Annotated in this window: 9 protein-coding genes and 1 pseudogene; 1 reads left to right on the top strand and 9 read right to left on the bottom strand. The window is 70.7% G+C overall.

The annotated features are described in order from the left end of the window. The 4 genes from QM569_RS05265 to QM569_RS05250 all read right to left on the bottom strand — a co-directional run. Positions 1-426 (bottom strand): response regulator (locus tag QM569_RS05265; RefSeq protein ID WP_414986180.1); only part of this gene is annotated, 426 nt, incomplete at its 3' end. A 2-nt stretch (positions 427-428) separates the two neighbouring features. Further along, a complete protein-coding gene (locus tag QM569_RS05260; RefSeq protein WP_414986179.1) occupies positions 429-2117 on the bottom strand; it encodes an ATP-binding protein in 1689 nt (562 codons plus the stop codon). Between the two features lie 4 nt (positions 2118-2121). Then, positions 2122-2340 carry a PP0621 family protein gene (locus tag QM569_RS05255; protein WP_414986178.1) on the bottom strand — a complete coding sequence of 73 codons (219 nt, stop codon included), beginning with the start codon at positions 2338-2340 and terminating at the stop codon, positions 2122-2124. Further along, complete coding sequence (locus QM569_RS05250) at positions 2337-3134, bottom strand: inner membrane protein YpjD (protein ID WP_414986177.1); 798 nt, start codon at positions 3132-3134, stop codon at positions 2337-2339. The genes QM569_RS05255 and QM569_RS05250 overlap by 4 nt, the downstream gene beginning before the upstream one ends. A 70-nt stretch (positions 3135-3204) precedes the next feature. Here QM569_RS05250 and ffh point away from each other — a divergent pair, with 70 nt between their 5' ends. Beyond that, positions 3205-4584 (top strand): signal recognition particle protein, encoded by a 1380-nt coding sequence (gene ffh, locus QM569_RS05245; RefSeq protein WP_414986176.1) that lies wholly within the window; start codon positions 3205-3207, stop codon positions 4582-4584. A 97-nt stretch (positions 4585-4681) separates the two neighbouring features. Here ffh and QM569_RS05240 read toward each other — a convergent pair whose 3' ends face one another. From QM569_RS05240 to QM569_RS05220, 5 genes and pseudogenes are all read right to left on the bottom strand, one after another. Beyond that, positions 4682-5521, bottom strand: coding sequence for a C13 family peptidase (locus tag QM569_RS05240; RefSeq protein ID WP_414986175.1), 840 nt, complete (start codon positions 5519-5521; stop codon positions 4682-4684). Positions 5522-5580: 59 nt separating this feature from the next. Next, complete coding sequence (gene mdoH, locus QM569_RS05235; protein ID WP_414986174.1) at positions 5581-7530, bottom strand: glucans biosynthesis glucosyltransferase MdoH; 1950 nt, start codon at positions 7528-7530, stop codon at positions 5581-5583. Then, positions 7503-9047 (bottom strand): glucan biosynthesis protein G, encoded by a 1545-nt coding sequence (locus QM569_RS05230; RefSeq protein ID WP_414986173.1) that lies wholly within the window; start codon positions 9045-9047, stop codon positions 7503-7505. The genes mdoH and QM569_RS05230 overlap by 28 nt, the downstream gene beginning before the upstream one ends. Positions 9048-9224: 177 nt before the next feature. Then, positions 9225-9344: pseudogene (locus tag QM569_RS05225) on the bottom strand (hypothetical protein); the annotation flags it as partial. 6 nt (positions 9345-9350) lie between these two features. Then, positions 9351-10715 (bottom strand): sigma 54-interacting transcriptional regulator, encoded by a 1365-nt coding sequence (locus QM569_RS05220; protein WP_414986172.1) that lies wholly within the window; start codon positions 10713-10715, stop codon positions 9351-9353.

The following is a 10715-nucleotide window of genomic DNA, read 5'->3' as shown; positions in this document are numbered from 1 at the left end:
GCGTGCCGTGCCCCCGGCGTGGCGCGCGGCGCGCGGCGCGGGCACGCCGCCCGAGCCTTGCACCGCCGAGGCCACGACGGAGCGGAACTGCTTCAGGTCCACCGGCTTGGTCAGGTAGTCGAAGGCGCCCGAGCGCAGGGCCTCGACGGCGTTCTCCGCCGAGCCGTAGGCCGTCATGACCACGCAGCGCTCGCGGCGCTGCTGGTCGCGCAGGTCCTGCAGCAGCTCCATGCCGAAGCCGTCGGGCAGGCGCATGTCGGTGATGACGGCGTCGAAACGGCGGGCCTTGAGCTGCTCGCGCGCCTCCTGCACGTTGGATGCGGTCTCCACGCGGTAGCCCTCGCGCAGCAGCGTGAGTTCGTACAGGGTGCGCAGGTCGGGCTCGTCGTCCACGACGAGGATGGAGGCGGGGGTGGAGGTGCTCATGGTCATACGACGATGGTGTCGAACAGCGTGGCGGCGTCGCTGGGGCGCGTGGTGCGGCGGAATCCGACCGTGAATGCGTTCCCGCCCGTTTCGCCGCGCGCCGTGGTCCGGTTCAGCCGCTGGTAGCCGATGCTTGCGCCGTGGCGCTGGCACAGCTCGCGGCAAATATAAAGGCCCAGGCCGCTGGAGCGGCTCTCGGACGAGAAGAAGGGCTCGAACAGGTGGCGCTCCACCGACTTGTCCATGGGCGCGCCGTCGCTCCACACCTGCAGGCTGACCTGGCCTGAGGGCGCGATGCGCGTGGTGACGGCGAGCGAATCGGCCTCCGTCCCCATGTAGCGCAGCGCGTTGTCCAGCAAGTTGACCAGCACGCGGCGCAGGTGCTCCGCGTCGAACTCCACCTGTGCGGCCCCGGCGCCCAGCGCCACCACGGCCCGGCGCCGCGCCGGATCCTGGGCCTGCCAGTCGGCCCAGATCTGCGCCACGGTCTCGTCCAGCCGCAGGGTGGACGCGGGCGCATGGCTGATCTGGTGCTGCACGCGGGCGATGTCCAGCACCTCCTCGGCGATGCGCGCCAGGCGGTCGGCGTTCTGCTGCACCATGTGCGCCAGCCGCTTCTGGGCGGGGTCGTGCAGGTCTTCTTCGAGCAGGGCGTTGGCCTGCACGATGGCGGCCAGCGGGTTGCGGATCTCGTGCGCCACGGCGGCGGACATGCGGCCCATGGCCGCGAGCTTCTCGGTGCGCAGGCGCGCTTCCATCTCGCGCAGGTCGTGCAGGAACATCACGCACAGGCGCTCGGTCTGTGCTGTGCGCACGTCCTCGCGCGTGGACGTGAGCCAGGTGCGCACATGCAGGCCCGTGGGGCTCTGGCCGGGGTGCAGCAGGTCCACGTCGGCGGCCTGTGGCTGCTCCTGGCGGAAGGTGCGCTGCGCCAGGACGACCAGCGGCCTCCAGGGCGCCTCGGCCGCCAGGGTGAACGGCGGCTCGGACTGCGCGCCTTTGCCGAGCAGCTGCAGCCCGGCCGGATTGGCGATGCGCACGGTATCGCTCTCGTCCACCACCAGCACGCCGTCGGTCAGGTTCTGGATGACCAGCGCGCTCACCTGCGTCTGCACGCGGGCCGCGACCTGGCTCTGCTGCGCCACCTGCTGCTCGCGCGCCAGCCGCGAGGCCAGCTGATGCACCAGGTAGCTCACGATGAAGTAGCCGGTGCCCGTCAGCGCGCTTTGCAGGTATCGGGACAGGTCGTCGCCCGCCGTGCCCGTGCCTTGCCACCAGGCCCAGGCCAGCAGCAGCAGGGTGACGGCGGCCGTGGTGCCCAGCGCCAGGGTCAGGGTGCCCAGCACGGCCGCCATCAGGATGGGCAGGCCGAACAGCGGCGTGAAATTCATGGTGCTCGCCTGGAGCCATTGCAGAACGGAGATGGCAGCCAGGTCCACGCCGACCGACGGCAGCCACTGCACGCCCGCCCCAGGCGCGGGCGGAGCGCGGCGGGCCAGGATGCGCAGCAAGATGGTGGCTGCCAGGTAGGCTGCGCAGACCCCCAGCACCGTGGGAGAGGGAGTCTGATTGATGGCTTGCATCGCGCCCTGCAAGATGAGCAGCGCCAGGGCGACCATGACGCGGCCGGTCAGGAAGCCGCGCCACAGGCGCAGGAATGGTGCGTCCACCGGGGCGCGGAGTGTCGGCATCGCGTCAGGCCGGGCCCAGGCGCTGGTGCTCGGCGCAGCAATAGGCCCGGTCGCCCGCCACCAGCGCGTCCGGTCGGGGAATGTGTACCTTGCAGTGCGCGCAGGCCAGCATGTCCTGGGGCAGGGCGCGCGACCGTGGCCGCGCCGCGACGGCCTGGGCGCGGCGGCTGCGCCAGATGCCGAAGGCCACCGCCAGCACGATCAGCAGCACCAGGTATTTCATGCGCTGCGGCCCAGGATGACTTCGAGCACGAAGCGCGAGCCCACGTAGGCCAGCAGCAGCAGTGCCGCGCCCGTGTAGAGCACGCGCACGGCGCTGCGCCCGCGCCAGCCGAAGCGCGCGCGGCCCAGCAGCAGCGCGGCGAAGGCCAGCCACGACAGCAGCGAGAACACGGCCTTGTGGTCCCAGCGCCAGGCGCGGCCATAGAGCTGCTCGCTGAACAGCCAGCCCGCCAGCAGCGTGGCCGTGAGCAGCACGAAGCCTGCCGCCACGAAGCGGAAGGTCAGCCGTTCCAGCGTCAGCAGCGGGATGCCGCTGTGCGGGTCTTCGGCCTGGCGGATGTGGCGCTCGGCGCGGGTCATGAGCCAGGCATGCACCACCGCCGCGCCGAAGAGGCCGTAGCAGGCAATGCCCAGCGCCAGGTGCAGCGGCAGCCAGGCCGAGGCCGCCACGTGCAGCGGCTGGCCCGGGAAGACGAGGGCCAGCACCACGGCGGCTGCGCCCAGCGCGGCCAGCGCCCAGCGGGCCTGGAGCTGCGGGAACAACTGCCGCTCCACCGCGTACACGGTGAGCACCAGCCAGGCCGTCATCGACAGCGCGGGCGCGAAGCCGAAGCGCGGCGCGTCGCCCCACAGCCCCCAGACCAGCACCGCGCCGTGCAGCACCCAGGCCGCCAGCAGCGCGTTGCGCGCTGCCGCCGCGCCCAGGCGCGATGCGCCTGCGGCGGGCACGGCATAGGCCGTGGCGGCGGCCAGGGCCAGCAGCCAGCTGACGGGGGAGCTACTCGCTAAAATCATGGGCCGCAGTTTAGCCTTTCACCTGCCCTGGCATTCCCGCCCGCGGCCCCACCGAAACCCCTTTTTTCCTATGGCCTCCGCACTTACCGACAAACTCACGCGCCTCGTCAAGGAGATGCGCGGCCAGGCCCGCATCACCGAGTCCAACGTGCAGGACATGCTGCGCGAGGTGCGCATGGCCCTGCTCGAAGCCGACGTGGCCCTGCCTGTGGTGCGCGACTTCATCGCCCGCGTCAAGGAAAAGGCCCTGGGCCAGGAAGTGCTGGGCTCGCTCAAGCCCGGGCAGGCGCTGGTCGGCATCGTCAACCGCGAGCTGGCCGCCACCATGGGCCAGGGCGTGGCCGACATCAACCTGGCGGCCCAGCCGCCCGCCGTCATCCTGATGGCGGGCCTGCAGGGCGCGGGCAAGACCACCACCACGGCCAAGCTGGCCAGGCACCTCATCGAAAAGCGCAAGAAGAAGGTGCTCACCGTCTCGGGCGACGTGTACCGCCCGGCGGCCATCGAGCAGCTCAAGACCGTGACCAGGCAGGCGGGCGCCGAGTGGTTCCCCAGCACGCCCGAGCAGAAGCCGCGCGACATCGCCCTGGCCGCGCTGGACTACGCACGCAAGCACTACTTCGACGTGCTGCTGGTGGACACGGCAGGGCGCCTGGCCATCGACGACGCGCTGATGCAGGAGATCAAGGACCTGCACGCCGTGCTGAACCCGGTGGAGACGCTGTTCGTGGTGGACGCCATGCAGGGCCAGGACGCGGTGAACACCGCCCGGGCCTTCAAGGAAGCGCTGCCCCTCACCGGCATCGTGCTGACCAAGCTCGACGGCGACTCGCGCGGCGGCGCGGCGCTGTCGGTGCGGCAGGTGGCGGGCGCGCCCATCAAGTTCGCGGGCGTGTCCGAGAAGATCGACGGGCTGGAAGTCTTCGACGCCGAGCGCCACGCGGGCCGCATCCTGGGCATGGGCGACATCGTGGCGCTGGTGGAGCAGGTCACGGCGGGCGTGGACCTGGAAGCGGCGCAGAAGCTCGCCGCCAAGGTCAAGAGCGGCGACGGGTTCGACCTCAACGACTTCCTGTCGCAGCTGCAGCAGATGAAGCAGATGGGCGGCCTGTCCAGCCTGATGGACAAGCTGCCCGCGCAGCTTACCGCCAAGGCCGGCCAGGTGGACCTGGACAAGGCCGAGCGCGACATCCGCCGCAAGGAAGGCATCATCCAGAGCATGACGCCGCTGGAGCGCCGCAAGCCCGAGCTGATCAAGGCCACCCGCAAGAAGCGCATCGCGGGCGGCGCGGGCGTGCACGTTCAGGAAGTGAACCGCCTGCTGAAAGAGTTCGAGCAGATGCAGGGCATGATGAAGAAGATGAAGGGCGGCGGCCTGATGAAGATGATGAAGCGCATGGGTGGCATGAAGGGCCTGGGCGGCGGCGGCATGCCCAAGATGCCGTTCTGATAGATTTCAAGCATTTTTGGCCTCCAGCGCTTATCCAGCAAGCGCGAGCAGCTATCAAAAGATGAGTAAACCGGCGCGTTGTGCGCCGGTTTTTCTTTCAACGCGGCGCTGCCAGCCATTGACCCAGCGGCTGGCTGGCCCAGCCCCGCGCCTCGTCCCCCACGAAGATCTGCGGTTTGGACGGCGGCAGCTTGCGGCGCTGTTCCTGCGCGGCCACGGCCTGCTGGGCGGCGGCCATCCACGCGGTCACGGGCAGGCCGATGGCGGCCTGGCCGAACAGGGCTTCGGCGAACGGCGTGTACTCGCCCGGGTACTGGCAGCGGAACGAGGCGCTGCGTGCGTCGGTGGCCGTCAGCACCACGCGGTGGGGCGCCTTCAGCGGCTCCACGAAGGCGCCGCTGTAGCAGGCCGACAGCACCACCAGGGTGGGCACCTGCCTGGCGGCCAGGGGCGCGAGCGCGTCGCTCAGGATCTGCGGCGTGATCGGGTGCCGGTGCTTGCCGTCCACCATGACGTTGAGCACGCCCGGGTTGCTGTGCGCGGCGATGAAGACCAGCACCCGGTCCTGCGGCCGCGCCACCTCGGCCGTCTTGTTCATCGCCAGCGTGAAGTTCTCGACCGTGGCCTGGGGCCAGTCCGCTGGCTGGCCGGGTGCGGGGTTGGCCATCTTGATGCGCAGCGCCTTGGGGTCGATGCTGCTGGCCAGCTTCTCGGCCAGCAGCACGTCGTTGCGGAAGGCTTTGGCCTGCGAGTGCAGCGCAAAGCCCAGGAAGATGACGCGGCCCGGCGGCTCGGGCTGCGGCTGCGCTGTGGGCGCAGTGACCTGAGTGCGGTCGGGCGCCTTGCCAGGCGGCGCGGCGCAGCCCGCCAGGGTCAGGGCCAGGGCGAATGTGCTGGCGTGGAAGGCGCGGCGGGTGGCAAGGTGTGTGAGGGGCATGGGCGGAGAGGCGCGGGGCCGAGAGTGAAGCGGCGCCTATCGTAAATGCCCCGCGCCCGTCACGCGGCGTTGGGCTTGGCGTGCAGCCACGCACGGCGCAGCACGGGCGGCGACCACGACTCCTCGGGGATCAGCAGCAGGCGCCGCTCGCGCAGTGTGCGGCCCAGGTCGGTGCGGCTGGTGAACACGGCCAGCGGCGTGGCCAGCGCCAGCGGCAGGCCCACGGGCAGCAGCCAGAGCAGGGCGCTGGCGTCGATCAGCGCCACGCCAGCGGCCAGCAGGGCGATGACCGCGCTCATGGGCGCGAGCTGGCGCAGCGCGTGGTGCCAGGGCACGGCCTGCGCCTCGCGCGGGGGCGACTTCCAGTCCAGCTTCAGGCCGGTGAGCGCCACCAGCACGAACAGCGAGTGCGCCAGCATGCGGATGGGCGCCTGCAGGATGGCCAGCGCGCTCTCCAGCGCGGCGCTCTGGAGCAGGCTGGCGCCGCCGCCGTATTCGTGCTGCTCGCGCCGCATGAAGACGGCGGCCACGCCCAGAATGCGCGGCAAGAAGAGCATGCACAGCGTCCAGCCCCACAGCGCGAGCAGCTCGCTGGGCAGCACGTGCGCGCCCGCCGCCTGCCGCGCGCCCGACAGCCACAGCGCCGTGCCCAGCGTGAGAAAGGCCAGCCACAGCGGTGCCGACAGGTAGGCCATGGCGCCCGTGGCGAACATCGTGCGGTGTACGGGGTGGATGCCGGGCTCGGCGATCAGCCGCGCGTTCTGCAGGTTGCCCTGGCACCAGCGGCGGTCGCGCTGCAGCTCGGCCAGCAGGTCGGGCGGCTGCTGCTCGTAGCTGCCCACGAGGTCGGACACCAGCCACACGTGGTAGCCCGCGCGGCGCATCAAGGCCGCTTCCACGAAGTCGTGGCTCATGATGCCGCCCGCCAGGCCCCCCCGGCCCGCAATGGGCGCGAGCGCGCAGTGCCGCATGAACGGCTCCACGCGCAGGATGGCGTTGTGGCCCCAGTAGTGCGATTCGCCCAGCTGCCAGTACTGCATGCCCAGGGTGAACAGACGCCCCGTGACGCGCGACGCGAACTGCTGCGCGCGCGCATGCAGCGTGACGTGGCCGATGGCCTGCGTGGCCGTCTGGATGATGCCCGCGCTCGGGTGGGCTTCCATGAGCTTGGCCATGGAGACGATGCAGGCGCCGCTCATCACGCTGTCGGCGTCCAGCACCACCATGTAGCGGTAGTCCTTGCCCCAGCGGCGGCAGAAGTCGGCCACGTTGCCCGCCTTGCGGTGCGTGCGGCGCGTGCGCAGGCGGTAATAGACCTGCACCTGGGGCTGCTGGGCGTTCTGCGCCAGGGCGCCGCGCAGGTCCTCCCACGCGGCACGCTCGGCGCGGGCGATGGCGGGGTCGTAGCTGTCGGACAGCACGAACACGTCGAACGTGGCGCCGTGGCCCGTGGCCGCCAGCGATTCGCAGGTGGCGCGCAGCCCGGCGAACACGGTGGCCACGTCCTCGTTGCAGATCGGCATGATGATGGCCGTGCGCGCGTCGGGCGAGAGCTGGTGCTCCGTCACGCTGCGCACCGACAGCGCGTGCCGGTCGCCGCGCAGCATCACCCAGAAGCCCATCAGCCCCGTCAGAAAGCCGGTGACCACCCAGGCCGAGAGCACCGCGAACAACGCGATCTGGCCCGCGCCCAGCCAGGCGTTGCCGTGGTCGGGCTGCACCTGGGCGAACAGGGCCGTGGCGAGCGCCGTGGTCAGCCCCGTCAGCAGCGCGAAGACCCAGCGGCGCTGCGTCGCCGCACCCTGCCACGCCTGGGCGGGCGCGGCGCTGGCGGCGTTGGCGCGGGTGTGGCCCGTCAGGCGCAGCAGCGCCGCCGTACACAGGCTGTTCCAGAAGCCGCGCCAGGGCACGGGCGGCATGGAGCCCCGGTGCAGCGGTGGCGCTGTCACGGAGTTGGGGTGGCGCTGCGCACGCGGTGTGCCTACTCGGGAAGAAGGATGTGCGTCCATGTTTCGCTCACTGCGTGGTTGTCGTGTTGCAGAAAAGCCCGCAGCTCGACGGGGCGGCCGGCTTGCTTGCGCTCTGTGCGCACGGTCATGCGCCACTGGCCCGTGGCGGGGTTGCCGTAGGCATTGCTTTCGACCACCTGGCCGTTGGCGTCGCTGCTCACCACGGCCTTCACGGCGGCGTCCGGCGCCAGGGCCTGGAGGGCCGGGCCGTCGAAATCGACCACGTACTGCACCTGCTGGCGCGGGGCTGCGGCGTTTGGCTTGGTGTAGCCCATGCCACGGCGCGACTGCGCCACCCAGCTGCCGGGCGGGCGCTGCTGTTCGTCGCCCTGCCAGAGCAGCTCGTAGGCGAACTCCAGCGGCTGGCCGGGCGCGGGCAGCTGGGCGGGCACCCAGTAGGCGACGATGTTGTCGTGCGTCTCGTCGGGCGTGGGCAGCTGCACCAGCTCCACGCGGCCCGCGCCCCAGTCGTGCAGGGGGCGCACCCAGGCGCTGGGGCGGCGCTCGTAGCGGGCTTCCACGTCCTCGTAGCTGCTCCACTGGCGGTCGCGCTGCATCAGGCCGAAGCCCTTGGGGTTCTGGGTGGCGAACGAGGTCACCAGCACCTGCCGGGGGTTCTGCAGCGGGCGCCACAGCCATTCGCCCTCGCCGGTGGCGACCATCAGGCCGTCGGAGTCGTGGACCTCGGGGCGGAAGTCCTCCTTGCGCGGCTGGTTCTCGCCGAAGAAGAACATGCTGGTCAGCGGCGCGATGCCCAGCGTGGCAATGGGCTGGCCGGTGCTGCGCACGAAGACGCGGCTCCTGACCGTGGTGGTGGTCTGCGGGCCGGGCGTGATGTCGAAGCGGTAGGCGCCCGTGGCACGGGGCGAGTCCATCAGCGCATAGACCGTGGCCTGTTTGGCGCCTGGCGCGGGCCGCACCAGCCAGAACTCGGTGAAGCGGGGAAACTCCTCCTTGCCGCCCACGGTGTCGATGGCCAGCCCCCGCGCCGACAGGCCGTACTGCTGGCCCTGGCCCAGCGCGCGGAAGTAGCTCGCGCCCTGGAACACGACCAGCTCGTCCTTGTAGTCGGCCGAGTTCAGGTGGTGGTGCAGCCGAAAGCCCGCAAAGCCCAGGTCGCCCCAGTCCTGCGGGCGCAGCCTGTCGTTCTTGCCGTAGTCGAAATCGGCCCTGTCATAGCGCACGTGGCGTACGCCCTGGGGCGTGACCTCGTTGATCAGCACCGGCTCGGTCTGGTACAGGCCCAGGTGGAAGAACATGGCCTCGAACGGCAGCCTGTCGGCCCGCCACAGCGCGCGCTCGGGCCGCCAGCGGATGTCGCGCACCTGGTCATAGTCCAGCCGGGCCAGGTCGGCGGGCAGCTTGCCGCCAGATGCGCGGTAGGGCTGGGCGGCGCGCTCGCGGGCCAGGCGCGTCACGCTCTCGAAGTCGAAGCCCTGCGCCTGCGCAGCGCCCGCCAGCAGCGTGGCCGCCAGTGCCAGCAGGGGCCGCCGCCAAAGGGAAAAAACAGCATCCATGCCAGACCTAGGGCAAACCCTGTGCCAGCGCAGAAAACTCTTTTTAAATCAATGAATTAGGAGCGGATGTGCATGTAAGCAACTGTGCGGGCGCTCCAAGGGGCTTCAAAACACAGGTTTTTGTCGCCGGATGGCGACTTGCAAGGGGCGGCTGGCTGGAAAACCTAGGTGGATCAATCACTTACCCATGTCGCTCATTGGCGACAGGCTTGCGCGCACCTGATGCGTGGTATGTCGATAACTACAAAATTGATAGCTGGCAGCGCTTACTGGATAAGCGCCAGAGGCCAAAAAGGCTTGAAACTACGGCGCAGGGTTGTTGAAGTTCCCCGGCGTCAGCGCATGCTTTTGCAGCAGCCGGTAGAACTCCGTGCGGTTGCGCTGGGCCAGCCGTGCCGCGTCGGCCACGTTGCCGTCGGTCATCTTGAGCAGGTCCACCAGGTAGTCGCGCTCGAAGCGCTGGCGCGCTTCGCTCAGGCTCAGCACCTGGGCCGAGGGCGTGCGCAGCGCGCGCTGCACCAGGGTCAGGGGCACCAGGGGCGTGGTGGACAGGGCACATGCCTGCTCCACCACGTTGTAGAGCTGGCGCACGTTGCCGGGCCAGGCGGCCACGGTCAGCGCCTTGAGCGCCTCGGGCGCGAAGCCCGACAGGCGCTTGCCGTACTTGCGCGCGAGCTTGTCCAGGAAGTGGTTGGCCAGCAGCGGGATGTCCTCGCGCCGCTCGGCCAGCGTGGGCAGCGCCAGCGTGACCACGTTGAGGCGGTAGTACAGGTCCTCGCGGAACTGCGCCGCCGCCATGGCGGCTTCGAGGTTGCGGTGCGTGGCCGAGATGATGCGCACGTCCACGGGGATGGCCTGGCTCGCGCCCACGGGGCGCACGGCGCGCTCCTGCAGCACGCGCAGCAGCTTGACCTGCAGGGCGGGCGGCATGTCGCCGATCTCGTCGAGCAGCAGCGTGCCGCCTTCGGCCGCCTGGAACAAGCCCTTGTGGTGGCTCACGGCGTCGGTGAAGGCGCCCTTGACGTGGCCGAACAGCTCGGATTCGAGCAGCGCCTCGGGGATGGCGCCGCAGTTCACGGCCACGAAGGGCCTGGCCGCGCGCGGGCTGGCGCGGTGGATGGCGCGGGCCAGCAGCTCCTTGCCCGCGCCGCTGTCGCCCAGCAGCAGCACGCTGGCGTCCGACTGGGCGACCATGTGGGCCTCGGCCAGCAGGTCGGCCATGCGGTGGGAGCGGCTCACGATCTCGGCGCGCCAGGCTTCGTCGGCGTGCGGGTGGGCGGCTGCGGGCGCGCTGAGGGCCAAGGCCTCGCTGACCTTCTCCAGCAGCTCCTTGCCGTCGTAGGGCTTGGTGAGGTAGGTGAACACGCCGCGCGACGTGGCCTCGACCGCGTCGGGGATGGTGCCGTGCGCGGTGAGCAGGATGACGGGCAGCGACGGGTGCCGCGCGCGCACCGCGTCGAACAGCGCCAGGCCGTCGCGGCCCGGCAGACGCACGTCGCTCAGCACGAGCTGGGGGCGCGCCACGTCGAGCTGGGCCAGCGCGGCCTCGGCCGAGCCCACGGCGACCACCTCGTGGCCCGCAGCCGACAGGCGCAGGGAGAGCAGCCGCAGCATGTCGGCGTCGTCGTCAACGACCAGGATGCGGGCGGGGGATGGGTTTTTTGCCAT

The organism is Acidovorax sp., from assembly GCF_047607405.1.
Lineage (GTDB): Bacteria > Pseudomonadota > Gammaproteobacteria > Burkholderiales > Burkholderiaceae_C > Acidovorax.
This window is presented reverse-complemented; position numbering and strand designations above follow the sequence as displayed.

Coding starts and splice junctions, on each gene's coding strand:
- QM569_RS05260 (WP_414986179.1), bottom strand. CDS start 2,117: ATGCCGACACTCCGCGCCCCGGTGGACGCACCATTCCTGCGCCTGTGG.
- QM569_RS05255 (WP_414986178.1), bottom strand. CDS start 2,340: ATGAAATACCTGGTGCTGCTGATCGTGCTGGCGGTGGCCTTCGGCATC.
- QM569_RS05250 (WP_414986177.1), bottom strand. CDS start 3,134: ATGATTTTAGCGAGTAGCTCCCCCGTCAGCTGGCTGCTGGCCCTGGCC.
- ffh (WP_414986176.1), top strand. CDS start 3,205: ATGGCCTCCGCACTTACCGACAAACTCACGCGCCTCGTCAAGGAGATG.
- QM569_RS05240 (WP_414986175.1), bottom strand. CDS start 5,521: ATGCCCCTCACACACCTTGCCACCCGCCGCGCCTTCCACGCCAGCACA.
- mdoH (WP_414986174.1), bottom strand. CDS start 7,530: ATGGACGCACATCCTTCTTCCCGAGTAGGCACACCGCGTGCGCAGCGC.
- QM569_RS05230 (WP_414986173.1), bottom strand. CDS start 9,047: ATGGATGCTGTTTTTTCCCTTTGGCGGCGGCCCCTGCTGGCACTGGCG.
- QM569_RS05220 (WP_414986172.1), bottom strand. CDS start 10,715: ATGGCAAAAAACCCATCCCCCGCCCGCATCCTGGTCGTTGACGACGAC.